This window comes from Pseudomonas sp. GW822-FHT02D10 (assembly GCF_058802345.1).
On the sequence record NZ_JBXAOB010000010.1, the window covers coordinates 118,481 to 132,956 of the forward strand.

The following is a 14,476-nucleotide window of genomic DNA, read 5'->3' on the forward strand; positions in this document are numbered from 1 at the left end:
GCTGATGGCGCTATCGCGAGCAGGCTCGCTCCCACAAGGACAACGCTGTACCTGTGGGAGCGAGCCTGCTCGCGATGTTTTTAAAGGTTTTGCAGGGTTTCGAGCAATACTTTCACCTTGGTGATCGACTCCTGATACTCGGCCTGCCAGTCCGAATCGGCGACGATCCCGCCACCGCCCCAGCAGCAGACCTGACCCTCCTTGACCAGCAAGCTGCGGATGGCGATCGAGCTGTCCATCTCTCCGCGTACATCCAGATACAGCAGCGAGCCGCAGTACAAACCACGGCGGGTTGGCTCCAGTTCGTCGATGATCTGCATGGCGCGGATCTTCGGCGCGCCGGTGATCGAGCCGCCGGGGAAGCTGCCGGCGATCAGGTCCAGGGCGTCTTTGTTGTCAGCCAATTCGCCGGTGACGCTGCTCACCAGGTGATGCACGTTCGGGTAGCTTTCCAGGCTGAACAATTCTGGCACGCGCACCGAGCCAATGCGGCAGGTGCGACCCAGATCGTTGCGCAACAGGTCGACGATCATCAGGTTTTCCGCGCGATCCTTGGGGCTGGCCAACAGTTCGGCGGCGTTGGCTGCGTCTTCGGCGGCGTTTTGCCCACGCGGGCGGGTGCCTTTGATCGGCCGGGTTTCCACATGACCGTCGCTGACTTTGACGAAACGCTCCGGCGACAGGCTCAGCACCGCGCCGCCGCCGGGCAAGCTCTGGAAACCTGAGAACGGTGTCGGGCAGGCTGCCCGCAGCGCGCAATACGCGGTCCACGGATCACCCTCACACTGCGCGCGAAAGCGTTGCGCAAAGTTGACCTGATAGCAGTCGCCGGCCTGGATGTACTGCTGAATACGCACGAACGCCTGCTGATAGTCGCTGGCGCTGAGGTCGGGGCTCATGGCGCCGCTCAGGGTGAACGGTGCGGCAGCCGCAGTCGTGGGCTGGCTGAACAGTTCGATCAGACGCTGGCGCTCGGTTTCGATCAGGTTTGGATGGAATACCAATTGGCTGCTGCCGATCAGGTGATCGCTGATCAGCGCCCAGTCATACAGGCCAAAGCGCGCGTCGGGCAGTTGCAAGTCATCGTGAGCCTGAGAGGGCAGGGCTTCCAGGTGACGGCCGAAATCGTAACTGAGGTAGCCGATCAAGCCACCCGCGAACGGCAACTTGTAGGGTTCTGGTATCGCGGCGTCGCCGAGTCGGCCCAGCGTGTCACGCAGGCGTTGCAGGAACGCGCCGCCACTTTCGTCAGGCGACACCGCCAGTGTTGCCAACGGCCAGGCGCTGAGCAGGTCATAACGTCCGCGTTCGGCACTCGGCCGGCCGCTGTCGAGCAGTACACTGCCCGGGGCATGACGAATCGCCGCGAAATACTCGGCGGGGTTGGCGCGATAGGGAAGCGGGTATACGGAGCAGGTCAACATGAGCGGGGCAGATCAGCCATCGACGCGGGGTGGCGATTGTAGTCCTCTGCGGGAATTGCTCCTAGAGGGGATGTCGGTGATTGGCAGGTTGGAGGCAGGGCTGAAGGTTTTGGTGGCTGTCAGGCCGCCATCGCGAGCAGGCTCGCTCCCACATTTAGATCTTTGGTGCGACACAGATCCAGTGTGGGAGCGAGCTTGCTCCGGGCGGCGTTCCGACGATGGGTGCACCTCGGTCTGGAATCAGCCGTCAACCGAGGGGATATGCCTAAACATCTCTTGAACAAACTCCACCCGCTCTTGCGGAGTTTCGGTAATGCCTCTGGCCTTCAGCTCTTCAAGACGCGCCTCGACCGCATGGGTGCGCTGGGTCAACCCGCAGTCATTGGCAATCTGAATGTTCAGCCCAGGGCGCGCGTTGAGCTCGAGAATCAGCGGACCTTTTTCCTGGTCCAGCACCATGTCGACGCCGATGTAACCCAGGCCACACAGCTCATAACAACTGGCGGCGAGCTTCATGAAACCGTCCCAGTAGGGCAATTGCACGTCATCCACCGGGTTGGCGGTGTCCGGGTGTTTGGCAATGATTCGGTTCATCCAGGTGCCGCGCAGTGTCAGGCCGGTGGCCAGGTCGACGCCGACGCCGATAGCGCCCTGGTGCAGGTTGGCCTTGCCATGGGACTGCCGGGTTGGCAAACGCAGCATGGCCATCACCGGGTAGCCCATCAGCACGATGATGCGGATGTCCGGCACGCCTTCATAACTGATGCTTTTGAAGATCTGGTCGGGAATCACCCGGTATTCGATCAGCGCACGGTCGCGGTGGCCGCCCAGGGAATACAGGCCAGTCAGAATGCTGGAAATCTGATGTTCGATTTCTTCATGGCTGATGATCTTTCCGGAAACCGTGCGGTACTGGCCTTCGAAGCGGTCGGCGATCACCAGGATACCGTCACCGCCGGCACCCTGCGCCGGTTTGATCACGAAGTCGCTGTGGTTGCCGATGATCTCGCCGAGCTTGTCGATTTCCTTCTCGGTGGAGATCACCCCGTACATTTCCGGTACATGAATGCCGGCCTTGATCGCGCGTTCCTTGGTGATGATCTTGTCATCGACAATCGGGTACAGGCTGCGCTTGTTGTACTTGAGTACGTAGTCCGCGTTGCGCCGATTGATGCCCATGATGCCCCGAGCGTGCAGGGCCTTCCAGGTCTTCCAGAAACCGAACATTACGAATCAGCCCTGACGAAGGCTTTGAAGCGCATGAGCTCGGTCAGGCGGTAGCCGCGATAGCGACCCATGGCCAGCATGAAACTCACCAGAATCAACAGGATCGCCGGGAAGGTGAACACAAAATAAATCAGTTCCGGAATACTCATGATCAGGTGTCCCAGAGCGGCGGCGAACAGCGTGCCAAGCGCGACTTTCAACGCATGGCCGGCACCGCGTTCTTCCCAGGTGATCGACAGGCGTTCGATGGTCATGGTCAGAATCACCATCGGGAACAAGGCCACCGACAACCCGCGCTCCAGGCCAAGCTTGTGGCTGAACAGGCTGATGGCGGCAATCAGCACCACGACGAAGGTCAGCACCACCGACAGTCTGGGGAGCATTTGCAGCTTCAGGTGCTCAAGGTAGGAGCGCAGCGACAGCCCCAGCGCCGTGATCACTGTAAACAGCGCGATACCAAAGCCCAGCCCGGTTTCGCGGAAAGCCAGAGCAATCAGCACCGGGGTAAAGGTGCCGAGGGTCTGCAAGCCGACCAGGTTACGCAGGATCAGGATCACCAGTACGCCGATCGGGATCATCACCATGATCATGAAGGTTTGCTGGGTCTGCAGCGGCAGGCCGTACAGCGAGTAATCAAGGAAGCTGGCGTTGGTATTTTCGTCGGTCAGCTTGGCCAGGCGAATGGCGTTCATTTCGCTGTTGTTCAGGCTGAAGGTGACGTTGGCTTTCTTGCCGCCCTCGACGGTGATCAGGCTGTCATCGCCGGTCCACCACAGCAGGCGGTCGGTTGGCAGGCCTTGTTCACCGGTTTCCGGGTTGAAGTACAGCCAGTCGGTGCCGTTGAAGCTGCGCAGCCAGAGTTCCGGGATTTGCGGCTGATCGGCCACCAGGCGGATGGTGTGGACCTTTTCCATCGGTACGTGGGCGATGGACAGCAGCAGCTCGACGATTTTCGCCTTGTGCGTCGGCGAAGTATCGCCTGCCAGCAACATCTTGGCGTTGTCGTCGTTGCTGTTGTTGACCCGTTTGATCGCTTCGCCGATGAAGGTCTCGACGTCTGCCGAGTGCTGGCGGATCGGTGCGAGCAGGGCGTCAGCGGCGATTTTCTCCGGGCCTTCGACGGAGATGCTGTCGCGGAAGGTCGGGCCTTTGACTTTGGATTTTTCACCGGTGTAGCGCTTGGTCAGCACCAGGCGGTAGTAAAGCGTCTGGTTGCCCTTGGCTCGACGTGCCGACCAGGTGACTTTGCGGTTGCCGTCGACGCGGTTCACCGCAACACCGTAGTTATTGGAAATAAAGCTTTCATTGAGGCTGACGTAATCGCGGCTCAGCGGTGGCACGAACATCTGGATCTTGACCGGATCTTTGGCACTGGCGACGAACTGGACCTTGGCGTCGATGTTCCACAAGTCGTCGGTGGCGTCTTCGGTCACCGGAATGCCCAGCACGAAAATCTGATAGGCCGTCACTGAAATGCCCAGCACCATCAATAGGGCGATCAGGATTCTCAGGTGGAGGGTAAGAGAGCGCATGGGCATTACTCTGCGGTATGAGCGTCGGCGGCGCAGGCGGGTTTGCCAGCAGCGTATTTAAGGCTGGGGTCGACCAGCGCATCAAAGCGTTTCAAGGCTTCGGAGCCGATCAAAAGCGGGTATTGGAATGCACTTCGGTCGGTCAGGTTCACTTCTATGCTGCGTAGCGCCGTACCCATGCAAATATCCAGCTCGATCACCGGGCGAGCGGTGTACTGCTTGCCTTCCTCGGGATCGAAGTCGCCAGCGCGGCGTTTGATTTTGCTGACCCGCGCCAATGGACGCTCAATAGGGTGCGAATGGGCGGTGTCGATGGCCAGATAAAAGCGCACCCAGGATTCGCCATTGCGTTTGAAGCGTTTGATGTCGCGAGCACTGAGGGAGGCGGTTTTGGCCCCGGTGTCGAGTTTGGCCGCGACTTCCAGGTCGATCCCTGCCAGCTGCGCGTACTCGTTGAGGCCATACACAGTCTTTTCGCCCGCGATCGCGAGACCTGGCAGGCAGAGTAGACAGATCAGCAGGGTGAAGGGCTTGAGTCTCATAGATCCTGGCGCGGTGCCGTCCGTTCTTCAGTTCAAGGCGACTGGCATTGCTGCACAAGCTCCTTCTCATGCCTGCCATAAAAAGATGACAGACAAATGCGGGCGGCATTCTAGCACGGTGGTTTTATGGCGCCAGCCGCGGGGCTGGCCTTTACTTAGGTTTTACCTAAGGCGTTTATTAGACGATTGTCGACAATAGCTCTTTTTCCTTTGACTGATTGCCTGATATTGGTTAGTTTTTGGCACATTAGCTTATAAGGTGTCGACAATATGCTGGATCAACTCGATCCCCCCGTGATGGCGTCAGACGATTCGGAAACCCTTTCCGAAAACGTCTTCCGACGCATTCAGGCGGCCATCGTCAAAGGCGAGATCGCCCCGGGCAGCAAGATCTCCGAGCCTGAGCTGGCGCGCACCTATGGCATCAGCCGCGGGCCGTTGCGTGAGGCGATCCATCGACTGGAAGGTCAGCGCCTGCTGGTTCGCGTCCCGCACGTGGGGGCCAGGGTGGTGTCGCTGAGCCACGCCGAACTGCTTGAACTTTACGAAATTCGCGAGTCTCTGGAAGGCATGGCCTGTCGCCTGGCCGCCGAGCGCATGACCAGCGAAGAAATCGACGAACTGCGCCGGGTGCTGGAAACCCACGAACGCGATGCGGCGTTTCAGGCCGGTGTTGGCTATTACCAGCAGGAAGGCGATTTCGACTTCCATTACCGGATCATTCAGGGCAGCGGCAACCGCACGCTGACGCAAATGCTCTGCGGCGAGCTGTATCAACTGGTGCGCATGTACCGCATCCAGTTTTCCGCCACGCCCAATCGGCCGCGCCAGGCGTTTGCCGAGCACCACCGGATTCTCGATGCCATCGCCGACCGTGACGGTGAATTGGCCGAGTTGTTGATGCGTCGTCACATCGGCGCTTCAAAACGCAATATCGCCCGTCACTATCAGGACGGCGCCCATCAGACAGCCACTCCACGAGGTGAGTCATGAGTTCCAACAAGAGCACACCAGGCCAGCGTTTCCGCGATGCGGTTGCCAACGAGCATCCTTTGCAAGTGGTCGGCACGATCAACGCCAACCATGCGCTGCTGGCCAAGCGCGCCGGTTTCAAGGCTATTTACCTGTCCGGTGGCGGGGTCGCTGCCGGTTCTCTCGGTGTGCCGGACCTGGGGATTACCGGACTCGATGACGTGTTGACCGACGTACGCCGGATCACCGATGTCTGCGACCTGCCGCTGTTGGTGGACGTGGACACCGGTTTTGGTTCCTCGGCGTTCAACGTCGCGCGCACCGTGAAGTCGATGATCAAGTTCGGCGCGGCGGCGATTCACATCGAAGACCAGGTCGGCGCCAAGCGCTGCGGTCACCGTCCGAACAAGGAAATCGTTTCCCAGCAGGAAATGGTCGACCGCATCAAGGCTGCCGTCGATGCGCGCACCGATGACAGCTTCGTGATCATGGCCCGCACCGATGCCCTGGCGGTGGAAGGTCTGGAGTCGGCACTGGATCGCGCCGCGGCGTGCATCGAAGCCGGCGCCGACATGGTGTTCCCGGAAGCCATCACCGAACTTGAGATGTACAAGCTGTTCGCCAGCCGCGTCAAAGCGCCGATCCTGGCCAACATCACCGAGTTCGGCGCCACGCCGCTGTACACCACCGAACAACTGAAAGCCGCCGATGTGTCGCTGGTGCTCTACCCGCTGTCGGCCTTCCGCGCGATGAACAAAGCCGCGGAAAACGTCTACACCGCGATCCGCCGCGACGGTACTCAACAGAACGTCATCGACACCATGCAGACCCGCATGGAGCTTTACGATCGCATTGATTACCACACCTTCGAACAGAAGCTCGATGCGTTGTTTGCTGCGAAGAAGTAAGACGCGGTTGTACACAACTTGCCGATTCCCTAACAAATTCAAGATTGGAGACAGCAATGGCCGAAGCAAAAGTATTGAGTGGCGCCGGGCTGCGTGGCCAGGTGGCCGGGCAAACCGCCCTGTCCACCGTGGGACAAGAAGGCGCAGGCCTGACCTATCGCGGCTATGACGTTCGCGAACTGGCGGCGCAAGCGCATTTCGAAGAAGTGGCCTACATGCTGCTGTATGGCGAACTGCCGAACAAGGCGCAGCTGGCGGCCTACATCAGCAAACTGGGCAAGTTGCGTGACCTGCCGCAAGCGCTGAAGGAAGTGCTCGAACGCATCCCGGCGGACGCGCACCCGATGGACGTGATGCGCACCGGTTGCTCGTTTTTGGGCAACCTTGAGCCGGAGCAGAACTTCTCTGAGCAACACGACAAAACCGACCGGCTGCTGGCCGCGTTCCCGGCGATCATGTGCTACTGGTATCGCTTCAGCCACGACGGCAAGCGCATCAACTGCGTGACCGATGAAGAGTCGATCGGTGGCCATTTCCTGCACCTGCTGCACGACAGGAAACCGAGCGAGCTGCACGTCAAGGTGATGAACGTTTCGCTGATCCTTTACGCGGAACACGAGTTCAACGCCTCGACCTTCACCGCCCGGGTCTGCGCTTCGACCTTGTCCGACCTGTTCTCCTGCGTCACCGCGGCCATCGGTTCCTTGCGTGGTCCGCTGCATGGCGGCGCCAACGAAGCGGCGATGGAAATGATCGAGCGCTTCGCGTCGCCGCAAGAGGCGATCAAAGGCACGCTCGCCATGCTCGAGCGCAAAGACAAGATCATGGGTTTCGGCCACGCGATCTACAAAGACAATGATCCGCGTAATGAAGTGATCAAGGGCTGGTCGAAAAAGCTCGCTGACGAAGCCGGCGACAAGGTCCTGTTCGCGGTGTCCGAAGCTATCGACAAGACCATGTGGGAGCAGAAGAAACTGTTTCCCAACGCTGACTTCTACCATGCCTCGACGTACCACTTCATGGGCATACCGACCAAGCTGTTCACGCCGATCTTCGTCTGCTCGCGCCTGACCGGCTGGGCGGCGCATGTGTTCGAACAGCGCGCCAACAACCGCATCATCCGCCCGAGCGCCGAGTACGTCGGCGTCGAACAGCGCAAGTTCGTGCCAATCGAACAACGCTGAGTGGTGGACGCTTAAACGCCGGTTACTGGATAAAACCCAGGACCCTGTGGGAGCGAGCTTGCTCGCGATAGCGGTGGGTCAGTCGACATCGATGTTGGATGTGACTCAGTCATCGCGAGCAAGCTCGCTCCCACAGTGGTTGGGTGTTACTTCAGTTCCGGTGCCAGGCACCTCCTATGCAATCACCGTGACCGAGTCCTGACGATGAACACTGAATTTCGCAAACCACTGCCCGGCAGCCATCTGGATTACTACGACGTCCGCGCGGCAGTCGAGGCCATCCAGCCCGGCGCCTACGACACCCTGCCGTACACCTCCCGCGTGCTGGCGGAAAACCTGGTGCGTCGCTGCGACCCGGCCACGCTCACCGATTCCCTGAAGCAGTTCATCGAGCGCAAACGCGACCTCGACTTTCCGTGGTTCCCGGCCCGTGTGGTGTGCCACGACATTCTTGGCCAAACCGCATTGGTCGACCTCGCCGGCCTGCGCGACGCTATCGCCCTGCAAGGTGGCGATCCTGCGCAAGTGAATCCGGTGGTGCCAACGCAACTGATCGTCGACCACTCTCTGGCCGTTGAGCGCGGTGGCTTTGATCCGGAGGCGTTCGAAAAGAACCGCGCCATCGAAGACCGTCGCAACGAAGACCGCTTCCACTTTATCAACTGGACCAAGAAGGCCTTCAAGAACGTCGACGTGATCCCGCCGGGCAACGGGATCATGCACCAGATCAACCTGGAGAAAATGTCTCCGGTGATTCAGGTGCGCGATGGCGTGGCCTTCCCCGACACCTGCGTCGGTACCGACAGTCACACCCCGCACGTCGATGCGCTGGGTGTGATCGCCATCGGTGTCGGCGGTCTGGAAGCTGAAAGCGTGATGCTCGGCCGCGCGTCCTGGATGCGCCTGCCGGAAAGCGTCGGTGTCGAACTGACGGGCAAGCTGCAACCGGGCATCACCGCCACCGACATGGTGCTGGCGCTGACCGAATTTCTGCGTCAGCAAAAAGTCGTCGGCGCCTGGCTGGAGTTCTTCGGCGAAGGCGCATCAAAGCTGACCCTCGGCGACCGTGCGACGATTTCCAACATGGCCCCGGAATACGGTGCCACTGCGGCGATGTTCTACATCGACCAGCAAACCATCGACTACCTGAAACTCACCGGCCGTGAAGACGAGCAAGTGCAGTTAGTGGAGAACTATGCCCGGCAGACCGGTCTCTGGGCCGACAGCCTGAAGGGCGCGCAATACGAGCGCGGATTGAGCTTCGATCTGTCGTCGGTGGTGCGCAACATGGCGGGGCCGAGCAATCCTCACGCCCGTGTCGCTACTTCGGATCTCGCGGCTCAAGGCATCTCCGGTCAGTGGGACGACGTTCCCGGCCAGATGCCGGACGGTGCGGTGATCATTGCCGCCATCACCAGCTGCACCAACACCAGTAACCCGCGCAACGTCATCGCTGCCGGTCTGTTGGCACGCAATGCCAACAAGCTTGGGTTGAGCCGTAAGCCATGGGTCAAGTCGTCTCTGGCGCCCGGTTCGAAAACCGTGGCGCTGTACCTGGATGAAGCCGGCCTGACCACCGAACTGGAGCAACTCGGTTTTGGCGTGGTGGCATTCGCGTGCACCACCTGCAACGGCATGTCCGGCGCACTCGACCCGGTGATCCAGCAAGAGATCATCGACCGCGACCTGTACGCCACTGCCGTGTTGTCGGGTAACCGCAACTTCGACGGACGGATTCACCCGTACGCCAAGCAGGCGTTCCTCGCGTCGCCGCCGCTGGTGGTGGCGTATGCGATTGCCGGGACCATCCGTTTCGACATCGAAAAAGACGTGCTGGGCCTGACGGCTGATGGCAAGGAAATCCGCCTCAAGGACATCTGGCCGAGCGACGAAGAGATCGACGCCGTGGTCAAGTCATCGGTGAAACCGGAGCAGTTCCGCCAGGTTTACATCCCGATGTTCGCCATCCACGAAGACACCGGCCCGAAGGTCGCGCCGCTGTACGACTGGCGCGAGATGAGCACCTACATCCGCCGTCCGCCGTACTGGGAAGGTGCGCTGGCCGGGGCGCGTCCGCTCAAGGGCATGCGCCCGCTGGCGGTGCTGCCGGACAACATCACCACCGATCACCTGTCGCCCTCCAACGCGATCATGCTCGACAGCGCTGCCGGTGAATACCTGGCGAAAATGGGCTTGCCGGAAGAGGACTTCAACTCTTACGCGACTCACCGGGGTGACCACTTGACCGCGCAGCGCGCGACGTTCGCCAACCCGAAACTGTTCAACGAAATGGTTAAGGAAAACGGCAAGGTCAAGCAGGGTTCGCTGGCGCGCGTCGAGCCGGAAGGCCAGGTCATGCGCATGTGGGAAGCCATCGAAACCTACATGGAGCGCAAGCAGCCGCTGATCATCATTGCAGGTCAAGACTACGGTCAGGGTTCGTCCCGCGACTGGGCCGCCAAGGGTGTGCGTCTGGCGGGCGTCGAAGCCATCGCTGCCGAAGGTTTTGAACGCATCCACCGCACCAACCTGGTAGGCATGGGCGTGTTGCCGCTGGAGTTCAAACCGGGCACCGACCGCACGACCCTGGGCATCGACGGCACTGAAACCTTCGACGTGATCGGCGAGCGCACTCCGCGCGCCACACTGACCCTGGTCATCACCCGCAAGAGCGGTGAACAGGTTTCGGTGCCGGTTACTTGCCGTCTCGATACCGCTGAAGAAGTCTCGATCTACGAAGCCGGTGGCGTGTTGCAGCGTTTCGCCCAGGACTTCCTTGAATCGGCTGTTGCCGTTTAATACGACGAGCCGCGCGGGATTTTAAGTCCCGCGCTGGCCAATAAGGACCCACATGGCTCACGTACCTCAGATCGCCCCTCAAATTAGAATCCCTGCCACCTACATGCGGGGCGGCACCAGCAAAGGCGTGTTCTTCAGCTTGCAGGATTTGCCTGAATCGGCACAGGTTCCGGGCCCGTCCCGCGATGCGTTGCTGCTGCGAGTGATCGGCAGCCCCGACCCGTATGAAAAGCAAATCGACGGCATGGGCGCGGCGACTTCCAGCACCAGCAAAACAGTGATTGTGTCCAAGAGCATCAAGGCTGATCACGACGTCGATTACCTGTTCGGTCAGGTCTCCATCGACAAGCCTTTTGTCGATTGGAGCGGCAACTGCGGCAACCTCTCGGCGGCGGTCGGTTCGTTCGCCATCAGCAGCGGCCTGGTAGAGGCCCGTCGCATCCCGCACAACGGCGTGGCGGTGGTGCGCATCTGGCAGGCCAATATCGGCAAGACCATCATCGCCCATGTGCCGATCACCGACGGTGCGGTGCAGGAAACCGGTGATTTCGAACTCGATGGCGTGACCTTTCCAGCCGCTGAAGTGCAACTCGAATTCATGAACCCGGCGGCCGAGGAAGAGGGCGCAGGTGGCTCGATGTTCCCGACCGGTAATCTGGTCGATGATCTTGAAGTGCCAGGTGTTGGCACCCTCAAGGTGACCATGATCAACGCCGGCATCCCGACCATTTTCCTCAATGCCGAGGCCATCGGTTACACCGGCACCGAGTTGCAGGGCGACATCAATGGCGACCCGAAAGCGCTGGCGATGTTCGAGACCATTCGGGCGCACGGCGCGCTGCGCATGGGCTTGATCCAGAATCTTGAAGACGCCGCCAAGCGTCAGCACACCCCCAAGGTAGCGTTCGTTGCACGGCCCGCCGATTACCTCGCTTCCAGCGGTAAACCGGTGGTAGCAGGCGATGTCGATCTGCTGGTCCGCGCGCTGTCCATGGGTAAGTTGCACCACGCGATGATGGGTACGGCTGCCGTGGCCATCGGCACCGCAGCGGCGATTGACGGCACGCTGGTCAACCTCGCTGCCGGTGGTATTCCACGCAATGCTGTGCGTTTCGGGCATCCGTCGGGCACCTTGCGCGTCGGCGCCGAAGCTCATCTGGTCGACGGCGAATGGACCGTGACCAAAGCCATCATGAGCCGCAGTGCGCGGGTGTTGATGGAAGGCTGGGTGCGTGTGCCGGGAGACTCTTTCTGAGGTAATACAAACCTGAAGTGAACCCTGTGGGAGCGAGCTTGCTCGCGATGAGGCCATAACATTCAGTATCTATGTTGGCTGTCACGCCGCCATCGCGAGCAAGCTCGCTCCTACAATTGACCGTTTTCCAACAATAAGAATGATGTAACTGACTAAGATTGCCCCTGAACCGAGGTCCCATCAACGAACCACTGCCAGAGTGAATCGAGCATGAGCGCCAACGTCGACCTGAACAACCGTCCCGACTACGACAAAGTCCTGCAAGACATTGCCGATTACGTCCTCAATTTCAAGATCGAGTCCAAAGAGGCGTTGGACACCGCCCGCAATTGCCTGATGGACACCCTCGGCTGCGGTCTGCTTGCCCTGCGTTTTCCCGAATGCACCAAACACCTGGGTCCCATCGTCGAAGGCACGGTCGTGCCCTTTGGCGCACGTGTTCCCGGCACCAGCTTTCGCCTCGATCCGGTAAAGGCTGCGTGGGACATTGGTTGTATCGTCCGTTGGCTCGACTACAACGACACCTGGCTGGCCGCCGAGTGGGGGCATCCGTCCGACAACCTCGGTGGGATCCTCGCAGTTGCCGATCACCTGTCGCAGAAACGCGTGGCCAACGGCGATGCACCGCTGACGGTGCGAGCGGTGCTGGACGCGATGATCATGGCCCACGAGATTCAGGGCGTGATAGCGCTGGAAAACTCTTTCAATCGAGTCGGCCTGGACCATGTCCTGCTGGTCAAAGTCGCCTCGACGGCCGTTACCGCGAAACTGATGGGCGCCAATCGCGAACAATTGTTGGCCGCGCTGTCCCACGCGTTTGTCGATGGCCAGGCATTGCGCACCTACCGTCACGCGCCAAACGCCGGTTCACGCAAGTCCTGGGCGGCGGGCGACGCCTCCAGTCGTGGCGTGCGGCTGGCGGACATCGCCCTGCGTGGCGAGATGGGTATTCCGGGCGTATTAACGGCACCGCAATGGGGTTTCTACGACGTGCTGTTCAGCCACACCAACAAGGACCTGGCGCTCAAGCCTGAAGACAAGCGCACCTTCAGCCTCTCGCAGAAATACGGCACCTACGTGATGGAAAACGTGCTGTTCAAGATCAGTTTTCCGGCCGAGTTTCATGCGCAAACCGCTTGCGAGGCAGCGGTGACCTTGCACCCGCAGGTGCGCAATCGTCTGGATGAAATCGACAAGATCGTCATCACCACCCACGAGTCGGCGATTCGCATCATTTCCAAGGTTGGTCAACTGGCCAACGCCGCGGACCGCGACCACTGCATCCAGTACATGACGGCGGTACCGCTGGCCTTCGGCAATCTGGTGGCGGAACAGTACGAAGATGAGTTTCACGCGGCGCACCCGATCATCGATGTGCTGCGTGAAAAAATGGTCATCGTCGAAGACCCGCGCTACACCCGCGAGTATCTGGAGGCCGACAAGCGCTCCATCGCCAACGCCCTGCAAGTGTTCTTCAAGGATGGTTCAAGCACTGAACAAGTGGTGGTTGAATACCCGATCGGCCATCGCCGTCGTCGCGCCGATGGCATTCCCCTGCTGGAGGACAAGTTCAAAGCCAATCTGATTACCCGATTCACTGCGCAACGCTCGGCGCAAATCTTTGCCTTGTGCAAGGATCAGGCGAAGCTTGAGGCAACGCCGGTTAACCGCTTCATGGACCTCTTCGTGATCTGAAGTCGGATCCCGCGTAAGGTGGGTTTTTCAGACCTTGAACCGCTTCTCCATTGGCAGTTTGGTGATCGCAAACCCCGTCAACAGCACCGCGCTGTAAGCCATCAGCTCCGGCGAAATCGTCGAGCCTTCGTACCAGGCTCCGATGATCACGGCGAACACCGGGAAGATGATGAAGACAAAGGACAGGATGATTGGGCTCAGACGTTTTAGCAGCATGAAATACACAATAAAACCACCGACAGAAGCGACCAGCCCGAGATAGAGCAGGGCGCCCCATGAGCGCAGGCTGATGGTCGCGAATGTCGGCGTCTCGACCACCAGGCCTGCGCTTGCCAGCATTAGTCCGGCGATGCCAATGGGCAGGGTGTTGTAGGTGATGACGCTGATGGCGCTGCCTTGTTTTTTGGTCACCACGTAACACAGCGCATGCAGGATCGCAGCGGCAAGAATCGCCAGCACCCCAAACAATTCCGCGTGATCCAGATGCAGCCCTTGGCTACGGATAATCATGAACAGGCTGCCAAAATCCTGGATCGAAAACGGTGTCGCCGAGCAGTTGCTGGGGCAGCAAATAGCAGAAATCATTCGCCGCAAAACCCTGGTCGCCGGGCTACTCAAGGGGCTTGAGTACAAAACCCACCTCCACAGCCCACACTTCTGGATCGAAGTGCCCGAGCCCTGGCGTGCGTCGCAGATCGAGGCTGAGCTCAAACAGAACGGTTATCTGATCGCCACTGCCGAAGCGTTCGCCGTTGGGCATGCAAGCGTGCCGCAGTTCATTCGGGTGAGTGTCTGTAATACGTCTGGGGATGACAGGTTACTGTGTGAAGGGTTCGTGGCGGTGGCGAAGGCGTTGGAGCAGGGTGCAGAAACCGCGTAATCGTTCATCGCGAGCAAGCTCGCTCCCACATTTGACCGCGACCTCAAGGTAAATACGG

Annotated in this window: 10 protein-coding genes and 2 pseudogenes; 7 read left to right on the plus strand and 5 right to left on the minus strand. The window is 60.0% G+C overall.

What is annotated here, in order from left to right; translation table 11 throughout:
* Positions 1-80 precede the first annotated feature (80 nt).
* The 4 genes from pabB to rloA form a co-directional block, all read right to left on the minus strand.
* A complete protein-coding gene (gene pabB, locus AC1RPZ_RS17655; RefSeq protein WP_493138258.1) occupies positions 81-1,424 on the minus strand; it encodes an aminodeoxychorismate synthase component I in 1,344 nt (447 codons plus the stop codon).
* A 240-nt stretch (positions 1,425-1,664) separates the two neighbouring features.
* A complete protein-coding gene (locus AC1RPZ_RS17660) occupies positions 1,665-2,651 on the minus strand; it encodes an alpha-L-glutamate ligase-like protein (RefSeq protein WP_493138259.1) in 987 nt (328 codons plus the stop codon).
* Complete coding sequence (gene rloB / locus AC1RPZ_RS17665) at positions 2,651-4,183, minus strand: osmotic stress tolerance membrane protein RloB (protein ID WP_493138260.1); 1,533 nt, start codon at positions 4,181-4,183, stop codon at positions 2,651-2,653. The genes AC1RPZ_RS17660 and rloB overlap by 1 nt, the downstream gene beginning before the upstream one ends.
* Before the next feature lie 5 nt (positions 4,184-4,188).
* Positions 4,189-4,725 (minus strand): retropepsin-like aspartic peptidase RloA, encoded by a 537-nt coding sequence (gene rloA / locus AC1RPZ_RS17670; RefSeq protein WP_493138261.1) that lies wholly within the window; start codon positions 4,723-4,725, stop codon positions 4,189-4,191.
* A gap of 270 nt (positions 4,726-4,995) precedes the next feature.
* Between rloA and AC1RPZ_RS17675 the strand changes: the two genes are divergently transcribed.
* The 6 genes from AC1RPZ_RS17675 to prpD all read left to right on the plus strand — a co-directional run bounded on the left by AC1RPZ_RS17675 (position 4,996) and on the right by prpD (position 13,538).
* A complete protein-coding gene (locus AC1RPZ_RS17675) occupies positions 4,996-5,718 on the plus strand; it encodes a GntR family transcriptional regulator (RefSeq protein WP_123425615.1) in 723 nt (240 codons plus the stop codon).
* On the plus strand, positions 5,715-6,605 hold the full coding sequence (prpB, locus tag AC1RPZ_RS17680; protein ID WP_493138262.1) for a methylisocitrate lyase: 891 nt from the start codon (positions 5,715-5,717) through the stop codon (positions 6,603-6,605). The genes AC1RPZ_RS17675 and prpB overlap by 4 nt, the downstream gene beginning before the upstream one ends.
* A gap of 56 nt (positions 6,606-6,661) precedes the next feature.
* Positions 6,662-7,789: a bifunctional 2-methylcitrate synthase/citrate synthase gene (gene prpC, locus AC1RPZ_RS17685; protein WP_493138263.1), complete on the plus strand. Its 1,128-nt coding sequence runs from the start codon at positions 6,662-6,664 to the stop codon at positions 7,787-7,789.
* Between the two features lie 204 nt (positions 7,790-7,993).
* A complete protein-coding gene (gene acnD / locus AC1RPZ_RS17690) occupies positions 7,994-10,588 on the plus strand; it encodes a Fe/S-dependent 2-methylisocitrate dehydratase AcnD (RefSeq protein WP_493138264.1) in 2,595 nt (864 codons plus the stop codon).
* 52 nt (positions 10,589-10,640) lie between these two features.
* Positions 10,641-11,843 carry a 2-methylaconitate cis-trans isomerase PrpF gene (prpF, locus tag AC1RPZ_RS17695; protein ID WP_493138265.1) on the plus strand — a complete coding sequence of 401 codons (1,203 nt, stop codon included), beginning with the start codon at positions 10,641-10,643 and terminating at the stop codon, positions 11,841-11,843.
* 210 nt (positions 11,844-12,053) lie between these two features.
* On the plus strand, positions 12,054-13,538 hold the full coding sequence (gene prpD, locus AC1RPZ_RS17700) for a 2-methylcitrate dehydratase (RefSeq protein WP_493138266.1): 1,485 nt from the start codon (positions 12,054-12,056) through the stop codon (positions 13,536-13,538).
* Positions 13,539-13,565: 27 nt separating this feature from the next.
* Here the strand turns inward: prpD and AC1RPZ_RS17705 are convergent.
* Positions 13,566-14,063, minus strand: a pseudogene (locus tag AC1RPZ_RS17705) (EamA family transporter); the annotation flags it as partial.
* Here AC1RPZ_RS17705 and AC1RPZ_RS17710 point away from each other — a divergent pair.
* Positions 14,056-14,418: pseudogene (locus AC1RPZ_RS17710) on the plus strand (PLP-dependent aminotransferase family protein); the annotation flags it as partial. The pseudogenes AC1RPZ_RS17705 and AC1RPZ_RS17710 overlap by 8 nt on opposite strands.
* Positions 14,419-14,476: the final 58 nt, after the last annotated feature.